Source organism: Acinetobacter higginsii, from assembly GCF_000369525.1.
GTDB classification, from domain to species: domain Bacteria; phylum Pseudomonadota; class Gammaproteobacteria; order Pseudomonadales; family Moraxellaceae; genus Acinetobacter; species Acinetobacter higginsii.
In genome coordinates this window covers 1,955,021-1,977,080 of record NZ_KB850072.1, presented here as the reverse complement: position 1 = coordinate 1,977,080, position 22,060 = coordinate 1,955,021, and the positions used below count along the sequence as shown (strand labels likewise).

Below are 22,060 nucleotides of genomic sequence, written 5' to 3'. Positions count from 1 at the left end.
TTTGCCTGATCTATATGAATGAGAAAATGATTACGTTTCAGTACATTGTTTTAATCTATCGTTAAGCTCTCCAAGATAAAACCATTTCTATCGGGTAAATTATGGTGTGTTTCTCCATAGTTTATTCACATTTCATCATTCTAGATCGTTGTATGCATTGAAAATATAAACATATTTTTACGAAAAGAATGATGGGTGTGTGCTAGAAATATAGACCTAAATTTCATTTTAATTATCAGTATGTAGGTTCTTGCTTCATGAAAAGTCGCTATTTACAACAAGGAATGTATGCTGCGGTATTTACGATAGCAGCATCTCAAGTCAATGCTGCATCGCCAGTAGATTTTTCAAATCTCGTTGAGCAGGTCAGTCCTGCGGTCGTGAGTGTCAATGTTGTTAAGAAAATGACTCAGGAAGAGTTATTACAGCAACAAGTCCCTGAAATTCTACGTCGTTTTTTTGGTAACCAAGTGATTATCCCTCAACAGCAGGGACCTCAAGAAAAAACGGCATATGGTAGTGCCTTCTTTATCGGGAAAGATGGCTACTTACTCACGAACCGTCATGTAATTGCAGATGCTTCACGTATCAGTATTACCTTAAATGATCGTCGTGAATTGGATGCGACACTTGTAGGAAGTGATGAGCGTACCGATATTGCATTGCTTAAAGTGAATGGCAATAATTTTCCAGAATTAAGAATTGGTAATGTAGACCAACTCCGAGTAGGCGAACCTGTACTCGCAATTGGTTCGCCATTTGGTTTTGATTATTCGGCTTCGGCAGGGATCGTCAGTGCAAAATCAAGAAATATGAGTGGAGAAACTTCGGTTCCATTTATTCAAACTGATGCGGCTTTAAACCCAGGTAACTCAGGTGGTCCATTGTTTAACCAGCGTGGTGAAGTAGTGGGAGTCAACTCACGTATCTTTAGTGGTACGGGTGGTTATATGGGCTTATCATTCTCGATCCCAATTGATGTGGCGATGGATGTCGTACAACAATTGAAAACAACTGGTAAAGTCACCCGTTCTTATCTTGGTATTATGATGCAGGATATTGATCGTAACTTGGCAGAAGCCTATAAGTTACCGAAGCCAGAAGGCTCGTTGATTACTCAGGTTGCGCCAAAGTCCCCAGCTGAAAAAGCAGGTCTAAAATCTGGTGATGTGATTTTAAAAGCCAATGGTGCGCCAATTTCGCGTACTAGCGATTTGCTTTATTCACTTAACCGTATTGCGCCGAACCAAACTGTTCAACTGGAAATTCTACGTGATGATAAAACACGTACAATTTCAGCAACATTGGGCACTGCACCAGATGACACTGCTGCTGATGCTGAGAAAAATAACCCAACCAGTGGTTTAGGCATGAGTATCCGTGATCTAACGGCAGCTGAGCAAGCGCGTTTAGATGTGCGTGGTGGTATCTTGATACAAGATGTGAAGCGTGGTGGTACTGCGTCGTTATCAAATCTGGTTGCGGGTGATGTGATAGTACAGGTGAATGGTACAGCGATTACCAATAGCCAACAGTTTGCAAAAACTGTTTCTGCCTTACCAAAAAATAGTGTTGCGCGTGTAACGATTATTCGCCAAGGTCAACGTGCAATCCTTGGATTACGTTTACCTTAATGATGGCATGAAGGTTATGTTGCTAAAACCACTCTAGATTAGGGTGGTTTTTATTTTGAAATACTTTCGTGTTTAGACTAGTGTAGCTAGCGGCACATTGTTTGATGAACTATACAAAATTATGAGTACGATTTTTGATTTAAAAATACAAGTCCAGCCCAAGCATATCGATGTATTGGGTCATGTGAACAATGTGATGTACATCCAGTGGATGCAAGACGTTGCTTCAGCGCACATCGAAGCATTGGGTTTAGGTTTGGCACAATATTTAGAACTGAAACACGCTATGGTCGCGGTTGAACATCATGTTCAATACCGTAAGGCTGCACTGGAAGGTGAAGAAGTCATCTTGCGGACATGGCTAGATGATATTAATGCACTTTACTCGTTCCGTCAGTACGCCTTCTATCGTCCTAAAGATCAGAGCATCTTATTTGTTGGTAATACCAAATGGGCATGTATTGAAATTGAGACAGGTCGTCCAAAGCGAATGTCGCCGAGTTTTACCCAAGCTTATCAGCCAATTGCAACCAGTTTAAATCCAATGGACTTTAGTGTGACCTATTTTGAATAGAAAGCATTAAGTTTCGACCAGATGAGAGAGTATTTGATGCAACCATTGAAGACTTTAGCAACAGAACGTTTGATTTTAAATAGCCTACATTTAGATGATACTGCATTCGTTCTCGATATGTTTTCAAATGCTCAAGTACTCGAATTTTATGATTTAGATGCTTTCTCTGAGATTGAACAGGCGGAAGCGCTGATTCATCGAATGCATCATCGTTATTGTTCAGCATCGGGCTTTCGTTATGCGATACGTTTAAAGACCGGCGAAATGATAGGTGGTTGTGGTGTTAATCGTATTGTTGAGGAGGAGGGTGATCATCGTGCGATTATTGGTTATGACTTACATCCGAACTATTGGGGAAATGGTTATATGTTTGAGGCGATTACAGCGATGTTAAATTTGATTCGAACCGAGTTGTTGTTTGATCGAAAAATTCGCCATGTAGATGCACAAGTCATGCAGCAAAACCTTAAATCACAACGACTGTTACAGAAATTAGAATTTCATCAAATTGAACCTGTGGTCGAAATGGGGCGAACTTTCTTGCAATTCCGATTGTCGTTATTTTGATATTGAGCTATTTGAGCCTAATGCTATACCGCATAAAACGTCTAGGCATAAATTTCTTTCGTCTTCATACCGAGCTTCTGTTATAATCGCGGGCAATTTTATTAAACCATTTGGCTCACTACTTTTTGAAAGTATAGGGCGTTCTATTTTGTTAAGGTAACCCATGGCGCAAGCTAAAAAATCCGTAGATATCAAAAATATACGCAATTTCTCGATCATTGCTCATATTGACCATGGTAAGTCGACTTTGGCGGACCGTTTTATTCAAATGTGCGGCGGTTTACAAGATCGTGAGATGCAGGCTCAAGTATTAGACTCTATGGAGCTTGAGCGTGAGCGTGGGATTACCATTAAAGCTGCATCGGTAACCTTGTATTACACACATCCAAATGGTCAAGAATATCAATTGAACTTCATTGATACTCCAGGGCACGTTGACTTTTCTTATGAGGTATCGCGCTCTCTAGCTGCCTGTGAAGGTGCGCTGTTGGTGGTTGATGCTGCTCAAGGTGTAGAAGCACAGTCAGTTGCAAACTGTTATACCGCGATTGAGCAGGGCTTAGAAGTTTTACCAATCTTGAACAAGATTGATTTACCCCAAGCAGAGCCTGAGCGTGTCATTCACGAGATTGAAGAAATTATCGGGATTGAAGCGACAGATGCACCTACTTGTTCTGCCAAAACTGGTTTAGGTGTTGAAGGTGTTCTAGAGCGTCTGGTTGACGTGATTCCTGCACCAGAAGGTGATCGTGATGCACCGTTACAAGCCTTAATTATTGACTCATGGTTCGATAACTACCTTGGTGTGGTATCGCTTGTTCGTATTAAACAAGGTCGTATCCGCAAGGGCGACAAGATGTTGGTGAAATCAACCGGCCAAACACATCCTGTGACTTCAGTTGGTGTGTTCAATCCAAAGCATACAGAAACTGACATCCTCGAAGCAGGTGAAGTTGGCTTTGTAATTGCAGGGATTAAAGACATTTTTGGTGCGCCAGTCGGTGATACCATTACACTTTCGAATACACCTGATGTTGCGACTTTACCAGGATTTAAAAAGGTTAAACCACAGGTCTATGCAGGTCTGTTCCCGATTGACTCAAGTGACTTTGAACCATTCCGTGAAGCGCTGCAAAAACTACAGATCAATGACTCTGCTTTATTCTTTGAACCTGAGAGTTCAGATGCGTTAGGCTTTGGTTTTCGTTGTGGCTTCTTGGGTATGCTGCACATGGAAATCGTGCAAGAGCGTTTAGAGCGTGAGTATGATCTTGATTTGATCAGTTCTGCACCGACTGTTATTTACGAAGCATTAACCAAGAAAGGCGATATCATTTATATCGACAGCCCTTCAAAAATGCCAGATGGCTCAACAGTTGAAGATTTACGTGAACCGATTGCTGAATGTCATATCCTTGTACCGCAAGAGTATTTAGGCAATGTCATGACCTTATGTATCGAACGTCGTGGTATTCAAAAAGATATGAAATTCTTGGGTAACCAAGTATCAATCACGTTTGAAATTCCAATGGCTGAAGTGGTCATGGATTTCTTTGATAAATTAAAATCATGTTCGCGTGGTTTTGCTTCACTAGATTATAACTTCGTTCGTTTCGAGAGTTCAGCACTGGTTAAGGTTGATGTTCTAATTAATAGCGAAAAGGTTGATGCCTTGGCAATGATCTGTCACCGTCAAGATGCACGTCATCGTGGTATTGCATTGGTTGAGAAGATGAAAGATCTGATTCCTCGCCAAATGTATGATGTTGCGATTCAAGCCGCGATTGGCGCCCAAATCATTGCACGTTCTACCGTAAAAGCGATGCGTAAAAACGTATTGGCAAAATGTTATGGTGGTGACGTTTCGCGTAAGAAGAAACTTCTTTCGAAACAAAAAGAAGGTAAGAAACGTATGAAGCAAGTGGGAAGTGTTGAGATTCCACAAGAAGCGTTCTTAGCTGTATTGAAAGTTGATCGATAAAAAAGATCAGGCTGGGGAAGCATGCCGCTTTACCCAGTCGAATGACGGGCAGTGAAACTGCAAGAGAGGGTTTGTGGATTTTGATTTTAACTTGATTCTGGTACCAGCAACACTAATTTTCTTTTTAGTGTGGTTACTGGATAAGTTGGTATTGAAACAGCGTGCAACACGTGGGCGTAATCAAGAGAACTTTGTCATTACTTGGGCATATGACTTTTGGCCTGTGTTGGCTGTTGTGCTGGTGCTACGTTCTTTCTTATATGAACCATTTAATATTCCATCAGATTCTATGGTTCCGACCTTAGAAACCGGTGATTTTATTCTGGTGAATAAGTTTGATTATGGTGTTCGTTTACCGATTGTAAATTCGAAAATCATTAACGTTGGTGAACCGAAACGTGGTGAAGTGATTGTATTCCGTTATCCACCACAACCAACCATTAGCTATATTAAACGTGTCGTTGGTGTACCAGGTGACCATGTTCAATTTAGAAATGGTCAATTAATGATTAATGGCCAGCAAGTTGCAAAGGTAGAAACTCAATACTCGCGTGAGAAAGACCAGCAAGATACACCTACAGCACTTTATTTCAAGGAAACTTTGGGTGAACATCAGCACTTAATCCGTTACTTGGAAGGACGCAATCCGCTTGTTGAACAATTCCAGTTTGCGCAATTGAGAGGTGCTGAAGCTTTGGTGCCATTTGTCGCAAAAGAGAATGATGTATTTATCCAAAGTAACGGTCAAGATTGGGAAGTAACAGTGCCAAAGGGGCAATACTTCGCAATGGGTGATAACCGTGATCAAAGTGCAGATAGTCGTTTTTGGGGCTTTGTACCTGAAGCGAACCTAACAGGTCGTGCTTTTTATGTATGGATGCATAAAGAACCTGGTTTTAATCTTCCAAGTTTCAACCGAAATGGTAAGATTGACTAATAAAAATATATAGGAAATAGACAGATGCGTAAATCTCAACAAGGGACTTCGTATATTGCAATTTTATTTGGGGTGGTCTTGTTTGCAATTGCTGTGAAAGCAGCAATTGCGATCTGGCCAGCATACTGGGATGACAAACTGATTAATACTCAAATTGAGGGGCTATTAAAAGATAGTCCTGCAAATATCACACCGAGTAAGTTTGCATCTCAGATGGATCAACGTTTCGATATGAACGGGATTCGCGATCTACATTTTAAAGATATTGCGCAAGTGACTTATAAAGATGATCTTGTGGTGATGAAGAAGTATGAAATACGTAAGCCTTTCATGCTGAATATCAGTTTAGTGATGACCTTTGAGAAGACTTTTGACCAAAAATCTGCAAAACAAGCTCAATGATACACGGCTGCAAGGGCGAATAGGTCACCAGTTTAAACAGTTTGACTTGTTAAAGCTGGCTTTGACCCATCGCTCGGTTAGCCATAAACATAATTATGAACGCCTAGAATTTCTAGGCGATGCATTATTAGGGATGATCGTTGCAAATTATTTGTACAATGCCTATCCCCTAGAAAATGAAGGTCGCTTAACACGTATGCGTGCGACTTTGGTTCGACAGGAAGCGTTGGGGAAAATTGCAAATGACTTACAATTGAGTCGGTCATTAATTTTAAGCACAGGTGAGTTAAAATCGGGTGGGCATCACCGTGAATCGATTTTGGCTGATACAGTTGAAGCCATTATTGGTGCTATTTATTTAGACAGTAATGATCTCAACTTGCTCGAACGCATTGTGTTAAAATGGTATGAACCATATCTTGATCATATCGAACCGACAGATCAACTGAAAGACCCTAAATCACGTTTGCAAGAGTATTTACAAGCACGTAAAAAACCTCTCCCAGTTTACGAGGTTGTAGATATTCAGGGTGATGCCCCGAATCAACATTTCAAAGTGGAATGTGATGTAGCGGGATTGCCAAAAATTATAGGCGAGGGCTCAAGTCGTCGTTTTGCCGAACAAACGGCAGCGGCAGAGATTTTAAAATTATTGGAGCAATAACCTGATGTCTCATTCAGAAGAAAATAAGCCAGAAGCAACTGAACAGCAAGATGGCAATAATGTAGTTGATCAATTTTTTAGTTCTCAAGGAAGTACAATTCCTTCAGATTTCAAAAGCGGTTTTGTTGCAATCGTTGGCCGTCCAAATGTGGGCAAGTCAACTTTGATGAATCACATCCTCGGTCAAAAACTATCGATTACTTCACGTAAGCCACAAACCACACGTCATAAGATCGTGGGGATTGATTCACGTGAGAAATCACAGGCCGTATTCGTAGATACTCCTGGGATGCATAAAAAAGAAGTACGTGCCATCAATAAGATGATGAACCGTGCAGCACACTCAGCATTGCGCGATGTGAATCTGGTTTTATTTGTGGTTGATGCACAAAAGTGGACTCAAAACGACGAATTGGTTTTGGAAAAGCTTAAAAATGCAGATATGCCTGTGATCCTCGTGATCAATAAGCTAGATACCTTCGAAAATAAAAATGAAGCTTTACCGCTGATTCGAGAGCGTGCCAAGTTAATGAGTTTTGCTGAAATTGTTCCAGTTTCAGCGTTACGTGGTGCGAACCTAGATCATTTACGTGACACGATTGAAAAATATCTGCCGTATCAACCACCTTTGTATTCATTAGATCAGATTACCGATCGTTCTGAACGTTTCCTTGCGAGTGAAATCATTCGTGAGAAAATTATGCGTCAGTTGGGTGAAGAGCTTCCGTACGATTTAACGGTTCAGATTGAATCATTCAAAACTGAAGAAGCGGCTGTAAACGAAAAAACAGGCCGTTTAAAGCCACCTTGTACGTATATTGATGCGACCATCTTTGTGGAACGTCAAGGCCAAAAAGCCATTGTAATTGGCGACAAAGGCGCGAAGCTGAAAAGTATCGGTATGGATGCACGTGCAGACATGGAAAAGATGTTTGAACAAAAAATCATGCTGACGCTTTGGGTGAAAGTCAAAGGTGGCTGGTCTGATGATGAACGTGCACTAAAAAGCTTGGGTTATAGCGATATTTAACTGTCTTGTTGACAATGGAAACAGGTATGAAAATAACAATCCGTGTACTCGCAATCGTGACATGTGTATTCATGTTGCAGGGCTGTATTCATAAGCTTGTAACTGTACCTGTGAAAGTTGCCTATAAGACCACTAAAGGTGTTGTTAAAGGGACGGCTGCGGTTGTAGGTGCAGTCATTCCTGATGGCGATGATGAAGAAAAGGATGAGAAAAAGAAGGACTAGTATCGTTCTATGATGCGTAATGAAGTCCTGCATGGCTATTTGATTCATCATCGTAAATATCGTGAAAAAAGCCATATTGTGCATTTATTTACACAAGAATATGGTCGGGTGGATGGGATTTTAAGACAGGTCCCACCGCCACAATACCAACCTATTCGTTTGCAAGCTTCAGGTAAGTCAGAACTTAAAAATTTCACAAAATTAGAAATCCTGAATCAACCTGTGTTTTTTCATGGTGATGCATTTTTTGCCGGTTTTTATTTAAATGAAATTCTATTGCGACTGTGTCCTTTAGAAGAGATGATGCCACAAACCTTCGAACAATATCAGTTGATTCTCGCACTGTTACAGCAATTGGCTACACATGAGCAAGCGGCTTTGTTTCTTCGACAAATTTTACGTCAATTTGAGCATGTATTATTGCCTGAACTTGGTTATGCCATTGATTTTTCAGTAGATGCGAGCCAAAAAGACATTCAGGTCACTCAGCATTATCAATTTCAACTCAATGATGGCTTTTTACCAGTTTCACAAGCTTCGCGTTCAACACTTGATGGTGCATTGATTACATCCATGCAAAGTTACGAAGATGGGCAGGATTTTTCTCACGAACAATTGCAATTATTGGGTAAACTATACCGTCAAATGATTAGCTCTTTGCTGGGCGATCGGCCGCTGAAGAGTCGGCAACTTTGGATTCAAAGTACACAAAATTGATATTCCTGATGTATTGAAAATAATGATTCAGGGCTAAACCGATAGGATATTTTTATGGCTGCAATCTTGGGTGTAAACATTGATCATGTTGCGACGTTAAGACAGGCACGTGGTACAACTTACCCTGATCCAGTTCAGGCGGCTCTGGTCTGTGAACAGGCAGGTGCTGAGGGCATTACTTTGCATTTGCGTGAAGATCGCCGCCATATACAGGATGATGATGTACGTCGTATGCGTCCATTGTTAAAAACACGTATGAATCTTGAATTGGCCGTAACAGATGAAATGGTTGCATTTGCCAAAGAGATTCAGCCGCAACATGTGTGCTTTGTACCTGAGCGTCGTCAAGAAGTGACAACCGAAGGTGGCTTGGATGTGGTTGGTCATTTTGAAAAAGTCAAAGCAGCAACCCAAGCACTCAAAGCCATTGGCAGTGATGTTTCTTTATTTATCGATGCAGATTTGGCACAGATTGATGCCGCAGTGGCATGTGGTGCGCCGACCATTGAAATCCATACGGGTGCTTATGCTGATGCTGAGACAGATGAGCAGCAACAAGCTGAATTAGCTCGTATTATTAAAGGTGCTGAATATGCAGCGGCAAAAGGTTTGGTTGTGAATGCAGGGCATGGTTTGAATCTGGATAACGTTGCCGCGATTGCAGCAATTCCACAAATTCATGAATTAAACATCGGGCATTCAATTATTGCCGATAGCGTATTCGTTGGTTTGGCTCAAGCAGTAATAGATATGAAAGCAGCGATTCAGGCTGCTGCGAGATAAGTTGATGAGTAGTGTAAATTATGATGAGTTAATGCAACCTGTCATCGCATTTTTGGGTTGTACGACTCCTCAGGCGTGGTTGGATGAAGCCATTAATAATCTGGACATCTTAATGCAAGACCATGCTAACTGTGAGAAAAAAGCAGCGAGTACAGCAATGAACTTGATGTTCCGCTATAGTTTCTTTACGGACCTGCAAGTGAAATTGGCACAATTGGTGCGTGAAGAAATGCTGCATTATGAGCAGGTTTTGGAATTCATGAACAAACGTGGCCAAGAATGGAAGGGTTTGAGTGCAGGGCGTTATGCAGGCGGATTACGTAAAGAAATTCGTACTTATGAGCCTGAGGCTCTAATTGATGTGATGATTATTGGTGCATTTGTCGAAGCACGCTCGTGTGAGCGTTTCTATGCGCTAGCACCGATTGTGGACGATGAGCTGGGGCGTTACTACCGCTACTTGCTTAAGTCTGAATCTCGTCATTTTGAGGACTATCTGGCTTTAGCTTTGGATGTTGCAAAAACGGCGAAACTTAAAGATCCAGAAGAGACGATCCAGCAACGCATCGAGCATATTCGTGAAGTGGAAAAAAATCTGATTTTAAGTCCAGATGATACGTTCCGCTTTCATAGTGGCGTGCCAGCAGAAGTTGCTGCTTAGTTTAAAGTAGAAGCGAAAGGGCCTGTGTTCATCACGGGTCTTTTTTATTGGGTATTTTATTAATTACGGAATAAAAAAAGCCCTGATCATTGATCAGGGCTTTTTAGAATCTTGGCTCTCCCACCTGGGCTCGAACCAGGGACCTGCGGATTAACAGTCCGTCGCTCTACCGACTGAGCTATGGGAGATTAGTAGATTGGCTCTCCAACCTGGGCTCGAACCAGGGACCTGCGGATTAACAGTCCGTCGCTCTACCGACTGAGCTATTGGAGAATCTGATGCGCATTTTAGGCATGAAAAGCAGATGCGTCAACAACAATAGTAAATAAAATTAATCGTTTGCTTGATTAATAATCTTTTTGGCGTATAGATAAGCGAATCTGTACAAAAAAGACTTAATTTACTTAAAAATTAATCAGTTATTGTGCAACTCTTTAAACTTAGCTAGTGCTTCAATGCGATACTGAATCAGCATTTCACCAATTTCTGGACCAGTGACATGTTCAGGTAAATCTTGCGCACGAATATTTCTGACAATTTGCATCGCATCTAACATGTATTGCGCTTGTGGGTACGGGCGTTGCTCTAAGCCTAAACGACCTTTGGCATCACACTCACAGGCCTGAACAAAAGCTTCCACTTTTTCAGGTCGACGCAATACATCTAAGCGTTGTAAAAGACGCCATAAAGTGCCTGGTTTCAGATTCTTGACTTGATGGCACTTCAAATGTTCTTTACACACAATTAAAGCTAAGCTTTTTAAATGGGTGGGTACTCTTAAACGATCACACAGATCCGTTACAGGCTGAAGACCACGTTCTTCATGCATGATATGGCGTGGTAGTTCGTCCACAGGGGTGAGTGCCTTGCCAAGATCATGCACAAGCACAGCAAAACGCACATCAAGCGCATATTTTGCTAAACAGGCTTGTTTAAGCGCCATGAGGGTGTGAATACCACAATCAATCTCAGGATGGTATTCAGGACGCTGTGGTACACCAAATAACGCATCAATCTCTGGAAACAAGATTTTCAAGGCATCACACGCTTTGAGTGTTTGAAAGTAGACATCAGCATGATCTTCCAGCAATGCACGTGAAGTTTCTTTCCAGACACGTTCAGGCGTTAATGCATCAAGCTCACCAGATTTGGCAATTTCCTGCATTAATTCTAGGGTTTCGTCTGCGATTTTAAAGCCATAATTTGCATAACGAGCAGCAAAACGCGCTACACGAAGTACGCGCAGAGGATCTTCGGTAAATGCATCTGAAACATGGCGTAGAATTTTTTGATCTAAATCATCCTGCCCACCATAGGGGTCATAGATGGTACCTGCATCATCCATTGCCATTGCATTAATGGTTAAATCACGGCGGATCAGATCTTCTTCTAACTTAACCGTGGTATCGGTAAAAAATTGAAAACCGTGATAACCCACACCAGATTTACGTTCAGTACGTGCAAGTGCATATTCTTCTTTTGTTATTGGATGTAGAAATACCGGGAAATCTTTTCCCACGGGTTGATAGCCTTCGGCGAGTAATTGCTCGGGCGTTGCTCCAACCACCACATAATCTTTTTCGTGATAGGGATGGCCGAGTAAATGATCTCGAACAGCACCGCCTACTAAATAAACTTGCATGAAAAAACCTCTATTCTTCACACAATCATGCTACAGAATAGAGGTTTTCTCAAGGGTTAAGCGAAGCTTTTCAAGAAAAGCAGGGCTTAAGTGAACTTAGTTTTGACTTTGCTGAATTTCGGCAACCGTTAATGCAGTCATATTCACCAAACGACGCGTCGTTGCTGTAGGTGTCAGAATATGAACAGGTTTTGCAGCACCTAATAAAATAGGACCAATGGTCACATTATTACCTGAAGTTGCTTTTAACAAGTTGAATGAAATATTGGCTGAATCTAAGTTAGGCATAATCAACAAGTTTGCTGAACCTTTGAAGCGTGAGTTCGGGAATGCAAAATGACGAATATTTTCATCCAACGCCGCATCACCATGCATTTCCCCTTCAACTTCTAGCTCAGGTGCTTGCTCTGAAAGTAGGCGATAGACTTCACGCATTTTTTGAGCGCTTGCATCGGTTTGGTCACTACCGAAGCTTGAATGAGAAAGCAGCGCTACGCGTGGCGTAATACCAAAACGACGAACTTCTTCGGCCGCTAAAATCGTCATTTCAGCAAGTTGAGTCGCAGTTGGATTGGTATTTACATAAGTATCTGCAATAAATAAATTGCGATCTTCAAGCATCAATGCATTCAGCGTAAAGAACGTGCTGCGACCTTCTTTTAACCCAATGACGTTTTTCACGAAATCTAAATGAATGTCATAGCTTGAGTAGGTACCACATAACATACCATCGGCTTTGCCAAATTTAACCAACATTGCTGCGATGAGTGTTGAGCGGCGACGTGCTTCACGTTGCGCATATTCAACTGTTACGCCTTTGCGTTGCATGATTTGATGGTATTCTTTCCAGAAATCATCATACGAAGGATTCTTTTCCTGATCGACGATCTCAATGTTCACGCCATGCTGTAAGCGTAAACCTAATTTTCGAATATTGTCTTCAATCACAGCAGTACGACCAATTAGAATTGGTTTCGCTAAGCCTTCATCAACAACAATTTGAACAGCACGTAATACACGTTGATCTTCACCTTCAGCATACGCAATACGCTTCGGATCAGTCTTCGCTTGAGAGAAGATTGGTTTCATCAAGAATGCTGAGTTATACACAAACTCAGAAAGACGTTGACGGTATGCAGAGAAATCTTCAATTGGACGTGTCGCAACGCCAGAGTCCATTGCTGCTTTGGCAACAGCTGGTGCGATTTCCAAAATCAAGCGTTGATCGAGTGGACGAGGGATCAAATAGTCGCGGCCAAATGACGCAGATTTTTCACCATAAGTTGCAGCATCCGCTTCAACATGTGCCATGCGTGCAATTGCATGTACACAGGCAATCTTCATTTCTTCATTAATGGTGGTTGCACCAACATCGAGTGCACCACGGAAGATATAAGGGAAGCAAAGTGCGTTGTTCACTTGGTTAGGATAGTCTGAACGACCCGTTGCCATGATTGCATCTGGACGTACTTCGTGCGCATGTTCAGGTAGAATTTCAGGATCTGGGTTTGCAAGTGCAAAAATAATTGGATTTTCAGCCATTTCCTTAACCATTTCTTTGGTTAAGATACCTGCTGCTGAAAGACCCAAGAACATGTCTGCACCAGCCATTACTTCATGTAATTGTGTTGCTTGAATGTCTTGTACATAACGCTTTTTCGATTCATCTAAACCTTCACGTGATGTAGTGAGCAGACCGCGAGAATCGGCAACAACGATATTGGCTTTATTCACGCCTAAAGCGCAAAGCAAGTCTAAGCACGAAAGTGCTGCTGCACCGGCACCTGAGGCAACGATTTTAATTTCGTCAATTTTTTTATTTACCAGTTGCAAAGCATTGAGCAATGCTGAACCGACAATAATACTGGTACCATGTTGGTCATCATGGAATACAGGAATTTTCATGCGTTCGCGAAGTTTCTTCTCGATGTAGAAACATTCTGGCGCCTTGATATCTTCTAAGTTGATACCGCCAAAAGTCGGTTCTAATGCAGCAACGATATCTACGATCTTGTCTGGATCATTTTCATCAATCTCGATATCAAAGACATCAACACCAGCGAACTTTTTGAACAGAACGCCTTTACCTTCCATTACAGGTTTAGACGCGAGCGGACCAATATTTCCCAAACCAAGCACGGCTGTACCATTACTCACGACGGCAACCAGATTACCGCGCGCTGTATATTTGGCAGCGGCAGAAGGGTCACGTTCGATTTCCAAACATGGCGCAGCAACACCAGGTGAGTAGGCAAGCGCTAAATCTCGTTGGTTAACGAGCTGCTTGCTAGGTGTCACACTGATTTTTCCTGGGGTTGGAAATTCATGGTAATACAAAGCGGCTTGTTTTAAAGATTGATCGTCCATCTGAGTCTCGTTTGTTCCGATAATAATCAGACATATAGCTGTCTAATTACGATATTAAGATAAGTGCACAAGAATATAGCACTAGTTCATGCTTTCGCACAGTCAAAAAAGCTTATTTTCACTGAACTGCATACCTATTGACAGTTGCTATACCGTGAAAAATAAACAGCAAAAAAGGTTAAAATTCACGTTTAAATGGAATATCTTGCAGTTGACTGCCGCTTTTGTTTTTGCAGATATTCTGTCGCATGTGCGGCAGTAAGCGGTTGTGAAAATAAGTAACCCTGTAATATGTCGCAATTTTGTCGTTTTAAATACTCATATTGCTGTTCGGTTTCAACGCCTTCAGCCACAACTTTTAGGCCAATGGTCTTGCCCATAGCGATCATGGCATTAACGATCGCATCTTGTTTGGCATTGCCAATTTTCGAGATAAAAGCTCGATCAATTTTTAAAATGTCAATTGGATATTCGGTGAGGTAAGCAAGAGAGGAGTAGCCTGTACCGAAATCATCCAGTGCGATTGAAATCTGACGTTCTTTAATGGCGTACAACACGGTTTTGACACTGTCAGTGTTTTCAATAAAGGCCGATTCAGTAATTTCGAGTTCGAGATTTTTTCCTGAGATCTCATACGTATTTAACACAGCATCAATATCATGCAGTAGTTGGCCGCGTAAAATTTGCTGTGCCACGATATTGACTGCAATATTGATATTGTTAAAACCAAGCTTTTGCCATGTTTGCAGTTGCTTAGCCGCTTCATGTAAAACTAGCTGTCCAATATCAGAAATCAGACTGGTACTTTCCGCTAAAGGAATGAAAATGCTTGGCATGATTAGACCTTTCGTTGGATGCTTCCAACGGATTAGGGCTTCAAAACCATTAATTTGGTGATTATGTGCATTAATTTTTGGCTGATAGTACACAACCAGCTCGTTATTCTGAATGGCTTTTCTGAGATCAAGTTCTAGATCAGTGTATTTGGCTACAAAATTGGCTCTTTCATTGGAGTAGTAGCGAATGGTGTTGCCACCTAAGCGCTTGGCTTCGGTCAATGCCTGTTCTGCATGGGTATTTAAATTATCGACTTGGCGGCCATGTTCTGGATAAATGGCGACACCGATCGAGATACTGACAAAGTATTCTTGCTCTGCCAGATAAAAAGGTTTGCTAAAGGCTTCAACGATGTTGTTACACAATTGGTGAATCGGTGGATGTAGTGGTGAAATTTCATAAATAATCGCAAAGTCATCTGCACTTAAATGGGCGACTAGTAGGGCATCAATATTACTAATACGTAAGCGTTGTGCCACTTGTTTGAGGAGCTCATTACCCGCTTGATTGCTAATGATTTCATTCAAGGCACGGAAGCGGTCGATATTTAAACGGATGACAGCCAGATGCTGAATCGACGCTTCATTGATCAAATATTGATGCAACTGCTGTTGATAATAAAAGCGGTTAGGGAGATCGGTGAGCGTATCGTAATTAGTCAAATAGGATAAGCGTTGTTCTTGATGCTTACGTTCAGTCTGATCTGAAACAATACCGATATAGTTGATGACACGCTCTTGTTCATCTTTCACTGCATTGATATGAATCCACAAAAAACAAGATTTTTCAGAAATATAAGTTTCTTGAAATTCACCCTCATATTCCTGTTCTTCACGCAGTGTATCAAGAATTGATAAATGAAAATTATGATGATGCTGCTTATTTTGTTTGGTAATTTCAAATAACTGTTTACTCACGATTGCTTGTTTATCAAGGCCTGTGAGCTGTTCATATTTAGGATTGACTTCAACATAGTTAAAGTTTTCATCTAAAATGAAAATACCTTCTGAGGCCTGCTCAAATACGCTGGCAGCAAGCTTTAAACGTTCTTGATCTTTCTTTTCCTGATTAATATCACGGTGAATACCGACCATTCGTAAAGGGGTGTCATCTTTTGGATCCCTTAAAATCACCTGACCAACATCATGAATCCAGGTCCATTCACCATTGTGGCGTTTAATTCTGAAGGTTTCTTCATAACGCTTGGTTTGGCCACATAAATGATTATATAAGGTGTTTTTTACCCGCTCGATATCATCTGGATGAATGATTTTATGCAGGAGGGTGTAATGGTTTTCAGAATTGCGCGTGACTGCTTGACTATGTGCATTGGTGACTCCAACAGTATGGTTTTCAAGATTCCAGTCCCAAGGGCGAATGCCTGCGGTTTCATGGGCAAAACTTAAGTTCTGACGATGTTCTTCTAAGCTTTCATTCATTTGCGTCAAGTCGAATGTACGCTCACGCACTTTTTGTTCCAATAGGTGATTATTAAATTGCAGTTGCGCTTCAATATCTTTGGATTTATTCACTTCACGCTGTAATTGCTGACACAATTCTTCAGTCCATTGGTTGTGCTGCTCAGCGACATCAATCAGTTGTTTATTTTTATCTAAAACTAAGGCCAAGCGTTTATGAATTTTATAGGTGACTTGAGCACAGAGTACGGTTGCGAAAAATGAAGAGTAATATGCAAGGTAGAATAGGGTGTGATCATGATCTCGATGTAAAAGCTGAGATGCGATTAAAGGTGCAATACTTGGAATAAAAAATAAGAAGAAATAGCGAATATGTTGGGTTAAAAAGGTCAGTGCAATGATATGAGATGCAGTGAGTAGTAACGCAGTTAGGGTCAAAATATGTGACCCAATCAAATGAGGAATATCGACAGCCAAGTAGTGATTAATGACAATCGTATTGACTCCAATCAGTAAACCAGTAAAAAAACAGATCACTTGAAAAATGATGTTGGTCTGGTTGCTATAACGAACTGAAGAGTAGCGTTTGAGTAAAAAATGACAGATACAGGTAAAGCTAAATAAAAGGATGAGGGTAATGCTCATCCAAGTCGTGAAAATATTTGATTCAAATGAATAAAAAATACCAAATAGGGCGTAATCTAACAGACAAATGCAGAAGACACTTAATACAAATAAGCGTACATGATTTGGATAATCGATTTGATCTGTGTAGATAAACTGTGGCAAATTTTTTTCCTGAGCCCCTAACATACAAAGAATAATCCTTTTCATTTTTTATCTATATTCACAGTCTTTGTTTTTTTGTAAACACAGCAACGTTTTATTTTAAATTAACGCTAAACATAGCAGAAAGCAATGTCACGACATTACTTCTATGCAAAGTGATAATTTAAAATAGATAAAGCAACTACTGGGGCTGTTTCAGTTCTTAGAACACGGTCTCCGATACACCAATTTTTAAATTGATGTTGATTGGCAGTATTAATTTCTGCTTCACTCAGGCCACCTTCTGGACCTATCAGTAGGGCAATGTCTGGTAGGCTGTTAAGTAGGACATTCGTTTGGTCTTTGTTTGGAGCCAGCACAAAGCGTGATGACGGTAACTCCGAGTTTAGCCACTCAGTTAAGCTGATGGGTGGCAAAACTTGAGGAACTCGATTCATGCCACATTGCTCACAGGCGGCGATTGCCACAGATTGCCAATGGTCTAATTTTTTCTGGTCACGATCGTATTTTAAACGCATTTCACAGCGTTCACTGGTCAAGAGTTGAATCGTTGTAACACCAAGTTCAGTGGCTTTTTGAATCGCATAATCCATGCGATCACCTTTACTCATCACTTGACCTAAAACAACGTTGAAAGGTGCTGTACGATCGGCTGGATCAAATTGATCAACAGAAACCAAGGCATTTTTCTTATTGATTTGAGTCAGTGTTACGATATATTCGCCACCTTTTCCATTGAAAAAGATGGCTTGTTCTTGTTCTTTTGCACGTAGCACACGTACCCAGTGATGAAATACCGATTCGGTTAATTCAACGGTGTTGCCAGTATTTAATTCGGTTTCGATATAAAAACGATTCATGCTTGGGTTGTGCTCGTACAAATTAGTTTAAACCAAGATCGACAACCAGTTGTCGAGTCGGTTCAGTTTGGTTCATTGAATAAAAATGCAGCGTTGGTGCGCCACCTGCGATCAGACGTTCACAAAGTTTCACAATCACTTCGTGACCGAATGCTTTGATACTTGCACTGTCATCGCCATAAGCTGCGAGTTGTTTGCGGATCCAACGTGGAATTTCTGCACCTGTTCCGTCAGCAAAGCGGATCAGGTTGCTTGCATTGGTAATTGGCATGATACCTGGTGCAACTGGAATATTCACGCCAGCTTTGGCAATACGCTCAATAAAATAGAAATACGCATCTGGATTGAAGAAAAATTGGGTAATGCCTGCATTGGCCCCCGCATTTACTTTTTCCACAAAACGTTGAATATCACCATCAAAGGTATCAGCTTGTGGATGCATTTCAGGATAGGCGGCCACTTCAATGTGGAAATGATCGCCTGAATGTTCACGGATAAAGCGAACTAAGTCTTGGGCATAAGGGAGTTCACCTAGACCGACCTGACCTGAAGGCAAATCGCCACGTAAAGCGACAATACGATCAATCCCTTGAGATTTATATAAATCTAAGAGCTCAGCAATACGTGCTTTGTCATCACCAATACAAGAGAGGTGAGGCGCAACTGGTGTACCTTTGCCGTTAAAGTCACTAATCGCAGCTAAAGTACGTTCACGTGTAGAGCCACCCGCACCATAGGTAATCGAGAAAAACTCTGGATTTAATTGTTGTAATTCTTGATGAACAGTTTTTAATTTTTCCGCGCCTGCATCAGTTTTTGGTGGGAAAAATTCAAAAGAAATAGGAACACGTTTTGTCATTTCAAATCCTTTTTAAAATCGCTTGGAATTTTAGAAAAAAGGGCAGTCCGTAAAACGTCTGCCCTGATTTTCTTAGTATTTATAAGCGTCAGATTTGAACGGACCTTCTACAGGAACGCCAAGGTAATCTGCTTGTACTTGCGTTAATTGTGTTAACACACCACCAAAGCCAAGGACCATTGCAGCAGCAACTTCTTCATCTAATTTCTTAGGAAGAACTTCTACGCGAATCGCTGCTTGTTTTTGCTCAGCAGGTAAGTCAGCAAATTTTTCAGCAAATAAATGCATTTGACCTAACACTTGGTTAGCGAAAGAACCGTCCATCACGCGTGATGGGTGGCCTGTTGCATTACCAAGATTCACTAAACGACCTTCAGAAAGAAGGATGAGGTAGTTGTTTTCGTCTTCTGAACGATACACTTGGTGTACTTGTGGCTTAACTTCAACCCACTTGTAACCACGTAAGTATGCAGTGTCGATCTCTGTATCAAAGTGACCGATGTTACACACTACAGCACCGGCTTTTAAGCTATCTAACATTGCAGAATCACATACATGGTAGTTACCAGTTGTCGTGACAACAAGATCAGTATTGCCCAATAAGTCTTGGTTAATATCTTCTTTTTTGCCAGTTTGTACGCCATTTTTATATGGAGATACAACTTCGTATCCATCCATACATGCTTGCATTGCACAGATTGGATCAACTTCAGTGACACGAACGATCATGCCTTCTTGACGTAAAGATTGCGCAGAACCTTTACCAACATCGCCATAACCAATGACTAGTGCACGACGGCCAGAAAGTAACATGTCAGTTGCACGTTTGATGGCATCATTTAATGAATGGCGGCAACCGTATTTGTTGTCATTCTTCGATTTAGTGATCGAATCATTCACGTTGATCGCTGGTACTTTAAGCGAACCGTCTTTCCACATTTCCAACAGACGTTGTACACCTGTTGTTGTTTCTTCAGTAATACCGTGGATACGTTCTAAAAGCGCAGGGTATTTGTCATGAACAAGAGCAGTTAAGTCACCGCCATCGTCCAAGATCATGTTGGCATCCCAAGGCTGACCGTTGACATTGATTTGCTGTTCTAAGCACCACACATATTCTTCTTCAGTTTCGCCTTTCCAAGCGAACACAGGAACACCGCTTGCAGCAATTGCAGCAGCAGCATGGTCTTGAGTAGAGAAGATATTGCAAGAGGTCCAACGCACCTCTGCACCGAGTTCAACCAAAGTTTCGATTAAAACAGCGGTTTGGATTGTCATATGGATACAACCCAAGATTTTTGCGCCAGCAAGTGGTTTAGCTGCTGAATAACGTTTACGTAAACCGATCAAAGCTGGCATTTCTGCTTCAGCAAGTTTGATCTCTTTACGACCATAGTCAGCAAGGGAAATATCAGCAACTTTATAATCTGTAAATGAAGCATTCACCGCGTTCATCAGGATCTCCTAGAAAAAATAGTATGGATCATTCTGTTCGCGGATGCCGTTGTTGGTTAAAACGAGTGTCTAACCGATCGTCGAGCCTGGCAAATTGATCTTTAGTGCCGATCAATTGTCGCAGCATCCCTCGACTGGGCATAATGATACTTGGAAATTGCGTTTGTTCCAATGAAATTTTGTTTGAAATGGTTAGAAAATGAAGGATTAAATGAGTGATACGTTTTAATTATTTTTATGAGCATCAATCAAGGATTCCAAATCCCTTTGAAACCCTGATATCTAGGGAAATTTGCCATTAGGCTTTTAAATGATCTTCAAACTCTTCACCCAGTTGCATTGCTAAAGCATTGCCAGATAAATCGCCTGTGACTAAACCATATTCTTTTTTGAAGCTAAATGTGAAACCGCGGTTATCTGTCAGATTTTTAACCGAATATCCTAATTTTTCTAACCAAATACGGAAAGCCAATACGTTTTTTGCTTTAACAACTCTGTTTTTCATGACAGATCTCCTTGTGAACATGTATTTATTAATAAGGGTCAGTTAAATTTTTTTAAAGGGGGATTGCATAGATTTATTTTTCCACATGTAAGTAATGTAAATTTAGCGTAATTTTTATAGATAGAATCTTATCTGTGTTTTTGTTAGTTTGTTGAATTTACTATAAAAAATATTTTTTATAAATGTGGTGAAAATCAAGTTTTAGGGGAAATATTCTTGAAGCAAATGTAAAAAATGATTTCATTTTCTACTTTGCTGTGAAAGTAGAAAATGAATCAGTCGAAGCGATGGGATTTAATCAAAATTGATCTTTCAGACTACGAATTCGGGCAAACTCTTCTGCACTTTCAGTCCGCAGGAAGGGATTGGTTTCAAGCTCTAATTCGATCGTACTTGGAAGGGTAATTTGATCTGCTTCTCTTAGCGCTTTGACTTGTTGCATGCGCTCTTGCAGCGCGACATTATTTGGTTCAACAGTTAAAGCGAATTCAGCATTGGCAAGTGTGTATTCATGGGTGCAGTATACTTTGGTCTGAATAGGTAACGCAGCCAACCGATTCAATGAGTGATACATTTGCTCCGCTGTCCCTTCAAATAGACGACCACAGCCCATTGCAAATAAGGTGTCACCGCTAAACAGCGTCTCAATTTTTTCAATAAAATAAGTAATATGGCCAAGGGTATGACCAGGCGTCGCAATAATTTCAACTTTGAGGTCATTAAAATGAAAATGATCGTCATTTTGCAAAGGGTTAGAGATGAGTGAAATTTTACTCAATTCATCGCGTGGACCGTAGACCATTATATTCTGATCGGCGAGTAAACCTTCAACACCGCCAGTGTGATCACGGTGCCAATGCGTCAGCCAGATTTGTTTAAGTTGTAGACCATGCTGCTCACAGAAATCAGTAACTAAACCAGCTTCAGTGGGGTCAATGGCAACGACTTCTTGTGTATCTGTATCTTCCAATAACCAAATATAGTTTTTTAAGGCATTTTTTACGTCAATTGCATGAATCTTATAATGCATAGCCGAATCCTAAAGCTTTGTTTCGTGAGGTTATTACGGTTTGGGTACTCATATAAGTGCCTATTTGTAGTGTAAGTGCAAATGCAGTTCAGTGCAAAATTCCTACTGATTTATAGCGCTGAAT

Annotated in this window: 20 protein-coding genes and 2 tRNA genes; 12 read left to right on the top strand and 10 right to left on the bottom strand. The window is 40.9% G+C overall.

All coding sequences use genetic code 11. The features are described 5' to 3' along the window. The first annotated feature begins 257 nt into the window (after positions 1–257). The 12 genes from F902_RS15425 to F902_RS15370 all read left to right on the top strand — a co-directional run bounded on the left by F902_RS15425 (position 258) and on the right by F902_RS15370 (position 10,174). The gene (locus tag F902_RS15425) at positions 258–1,634 is read left to right on the top strand and encodes a Do family serine endopeptidase (protein ID WP_004805748.1); all 1,377 of its coding nucleotides are present in this window, start codon (positions 258–260) and stop codon (positions 1,632–1,634) included. Between the two features lie 121 nt (positions 1,635–1,755). Further along, positions 1,756–2,208, top strand: coding sequence for an acyl-CoA thioesterase (locus F902_RS15420; RefSeq protein ID WP_005204830.1), 453 nt, complete (start codon positions 1,756–1,758; stop codon positions 2,206–2,208). A 36-nt stretch (positions 2,209–2,244) separates the two neighbouring features. Continuing rightward, positions 2,245–2,775, top strand: coding sequence for a GNAT family N-acetyltransferase (locus F902_RS15415; RefSeq protein ID WP_005204828.1), 531 nt, complete (start codon positions 2,245–2,247; stop codon positions 2,773–2,775). 163 nt (positions 2,776–2,938) lie between these two features. Then, complete coding sequence (gene lepA / locus F902_RS15410; protein ID WP_005189899.1) at positions 2,939–4,756, top strand: translation elongation factor 4; 1,818 nt, start codon at positions 2,939–2,941, stop codon at positions 4,754–4,756. 73 nt (positions 4,757–4,829) lie between these two features. Then, a complete protein-coding gene (gene lepB / locus F902_RS15405; RefSeq protein ID WP_005204826.1) occupies positions 4,830–5,693 on the top strand; it encodes a signal peptidase I in 864 nt (287 codons plus the stop codon). Positions 5,694–5,717: 24 nt separating this feature from the next. Continuing rightward, entirely contained in the window at positions 5,718–6,095 is a 378-nt protein-coding gene (locus F902_RS15400; protein WP_005204824.1) for a DUF4845 domain-containing protein, read from the top strand. Continuing rightward, positions 6,064–6,759 (top strand): ribonuclease III, encoded by a 696-nt coding sequence (gene rnc, locus F902_RS15395; RefSeq protein ID WP_004805889.1) that lies wholly within the window; start codon positions 6,064–6,066, stop codon positions 6,757–6,759. Before F902_RS15400 ends, rnc begins: the two co-directional genes overlap by 32 nt. 4 nt (positions 6,760–6,763) lie before the next feature. Beyond that, the gene (era, locus tag F902_RS15390) at positions 6,764–7,789 is read left to right on the top strand and encodes a GTPase Era (protein WP_005204822.1); all 1,026 of its coding nucleotides are present in this window, start codon (positions 6,764–6,766) and stop codon (positions 7,787–7,789) included. Positions 7,790–7,815: 26 nt separating this feature from the next. Then, entirely contained in the window at positions 7,816–8,013 is a 198-nt protein-coding gene (locus F902_RS15385; protein ID WP_005204820.1) for an NF038104 family lipoprotein, read from the top strand. 9 nt (positions 8,014–8,022) lie between these two features. Continuing rightward, positions 8,023–8,730, top strand: coding sequence for a DNA repair protein RecO (gene recO, locus F902_RS15380; protein WP_005204819.1), 708 nt, complete (start codon positions 8,023–8,025; stop codon positions 8,728–8,730). Positions 8,731–8,784: 54 nt separating this feature from the next. Beyond that, on the top strand, positions 8,785–9,513 hold the full coding sequence (gene pdxJ, locus F902_RS15375; protein WP_005204818.1) for a pyridoxine 5'-phosphate synthase: 729 nt from the start codon (positions 8,785–8,787) through the stop codon (positions 9,511–9,513). Positions 9,514–9,517: 4 nt separating this feature from the next. Then, a complete protein-coding gene (locus F902_RS15370; RefSeq protein ID WP_005204817.1) occupies positions 9,518–10,174 on the top strand; it encodes a MiaE family protein in 657 nt (218 codons plus the stop codon). Positions 10,175–10,286: 112 nt separating this feature from the next. On the opposite strand, the gene F902_RS15365 is transcribed toward F902_RS15370, so the two are convergent. The 10 genes from F902_RS15365 to gloB form a co-directional block, all read right to left on the bottom strand. After that, a tRNA-Asn gene (locus F902_RS15365) sits at positions 10,287–10,362 on the bottom strand. A 9-nt stretch (positions 10,363–10,371) separates the two neighbouring features. Continuing rightward, positions 10,372–10,447: transfer RNA gene (locus tag F902_RS15360), tRNA-Asn, on the bottom strand. A 142-nt stretch (positions 10,448–10,589) separates the two neighbouring features. Next, positions 10,590–11,816: a multifunctional CCA addition/repair protein gene (locus F902_RS15355; RefSeq protein ID WP_005204813.1), complete on the bottom strand. Its 1,227-nt coding sequence runs from the start codon at positions 11,814–11,816 to the stop codon at positions 10,590–10,592. Between the two features lie 96 nt (positions 11,817–11,912). Beyond that, positions 11,913–14,183 (bottom strand): NADP-dependent malic enzyme, encoded by a 2,271-nt coding sequence (locus F902_RS15350; protein WP_005204811.1) that lies wholly within the window; start codon positions 14,181–14,183, stop codon positions 11,913–11,915. Between the two features lie 191 nt (positions 14,184–14,374). Further along, the gene (locus tag F902_RS15345) at positions 14,375–17,251 is read right to left on the bottom strand and encodes a bifunctional diguanylate cyclase/phosphodiesterase (RefSeq protein ID WP_005204809.1); all 2,877 of its coding nucleotides are present in this window, start codon (positions 17,249–17,251) and stop codon (positions 14,375–14,377) included. Between the two features lie 122 nt (positions 17,252–17,373). Then, a complete protein-coding gene (locus tag F902_RS15340) occupies positions 17,374–18,087 on the bottom strand; it encodes a 16S rRNA (uracil(1498)-N(3))-methyltransferase (RefSeq protein ID WP_004805905.1) in 714 nt (237 codons plus the stop codon). 22 nt (positions 18,088–18,109) lie between these two features. Further along, on the bottom strand, positions 18,110–18,946 hold the full coding sequence (gene metF, locus F902_RS15335) for a methylenetetrahydrofolate reductase [NAD(P)H] (RefSeq protein WP_005204806.1): 837 nt from the start codon (positions 18,944–18,946) through the stop codon (positions 18,110–18,112). Between the two features lie 72 nt (positions 18,947–19,018). Next, positions 19,019–20,401: an adenosylhomocysteinase gene (ahcY, locus tag F902_RS15330; protein ID WP_005189859.1), complete on the bottom strand. Its 1,383-nt coding sequence runs from the start codon at positions 20,399–20,401 to the stop codon at positions 19,019–19,021. Between the two features lie 298 nt (positions 20,402–20,699). Beyond that, complete coding sequence (locus F902_RS15325; RefSeq protein WP_004771531.1) at positions 20,700–20,906, bottom strand: hypothetical protein; 207 nt, start codon at positions 20,904–20,906, stop codon at positions 20,700–20,702. Between the two features lie 298 nt (positions 20,907–21,204). Next, complete coding sequence (gene gloB, locus F902_RS15320) at positions 21,205–21,936, bottom strand: hydroxyacylglutathione hydrolase (RefSeq protein WP_005204804.1); 732 nt, start codon at positions 21,934–21,936, stop codon at positions 21,205–21,207. Between the last annotated feature and the right edge of the window lie 124 nt (positions 21,937–22,060).

What these genes read in the sequence shown, in the direction of transcription:
- F902_RS15425 (WP_004805748.1), top strand. Translation starts at nt 258, where the DNA reads ATGAAAAGTCGCTATTTACAACAAGGAATGTATGCTGCGGTATTTACG.
- F902_RS15420 (WP_005204830.1), top strand. Translation starts at nt 1,756, where the DNA reads ATGAGTACGATTTTTGATTTAAAAATACAAGTCCAGCCCAAGCATATC.
- F902_RS15415 (WP_005204828.1), top strand. Translation starts at nt 2,245, where the DNA reads ATGCAACCATTGAAGACTTTAGCAACAGAACGTTTGATTTTAAATAGC.
- lepA (WP_005189899.1), top strand. Translation starts at nt 2,939, where the DNA reads ATGGCGCAAGCTAAAAAATCCGTAGATATCAAAAATATACGCAATTTC.
- F902_RS15400 (WP_005204824.1), top strand. Translation starts at nt 5,718, where the DNA reads ATGCGTAAATCTCAACAAGGGACTTCGTATATTGCAATTTTATTTGGG.
- era (WP_005204822.1), top strand. Translation starts at nt 6,764, where the DNA reads ATGTCTCATTCAGAAGAAAATAAGCCAGAAGCAACTGAACAGCAAGAT.
- F902_RS15385 (WP_005204820.1), top strand. Translation starts at nt 7,816, where the DNA reads ATGAAAATAACAATCCGTGTACTCGCAATCGTGACATGTGTATTCATG.
- recO (WP_005204819.1), top strand. Translation starts at nt 8,023, where the DNA reads ATGATGCGTAATGAAGTCCTGCATGGCTATTTGATTCATCATCGTAAA.
- pdxJ (WP_005204818.1), top strand. Translation starts at nt 8,785, where the DNA reads ATGGCTGCAATCTTGGGTGTAAACATTGATCATGTTGCGACGTTAAGA.
- F902_RS15370 (WP_005204817.1), top strand. Translation starts at nt 9,518, where the DNA reads ATGAGTAGTGTAAATTATGATGAGTTAATGCAACCTGTCATCGCATTT.
- F902_RS15355 (WP_005204813.1), bottom strand. Translation starts at nt 11,816, where the DNA reads ATGCAAGTTTATTTAGTAGGCGGTGCTGTTCGAGATCATTTACTCGGC.
- F902_RS15350 (WP_005204811.1), bottom strand. Translation starts at nt 14,183, where the DNA reads ATGGACGATCAATCTTTAAAACAAGCCGCTTTGTATTACCATGAATTT.
- F902_RS15345 (WP_005204809.1), bottom strand. Translation starts at nt 17,251, where the DNA reads ATGTTAGGGGCTCAGGAAAAAAATTTGCCACAGTTTATCTACACAGAT.
- F902_RS15340 (WP_004805905.1), bottom strand. Translation starts at nt 18,087, where the DNA reads ATGAATCGTTTTTATATCGAAACCGAATTAAATACTGGCAACACCGTT.
- metF (WP_005204806.1), bottom strand. Translation starts at nt 18,946, where the DNA reads ATGACAAAACGTGTTCCTATTTCTTTTGAATTTTTCCCACCAAAAACT.
- ahcY (WP_005189859.1), bottom strand. Translation starts at nt 20,401, where the DNA reads ATGAACGCGGTGAATGCTTCATTTACAGATTATAAAGTTGCTGATATT.
- F902_RS15325 (WP_004771531.1), bottom strand. Translation starts at nt 20,906, where the DNA reads ATGAAAAACAGAGTTGTTAAAGCAAAAAACGTATTGGCTTTCCGTATT.
- gloB (WP_005204804.1), bottom strand. Translation starts at nt 21,936, where the DNA reads ATGCATTATAAGATTCATGCAATTGACGTAAAAAATGCCTTAAAAAAC.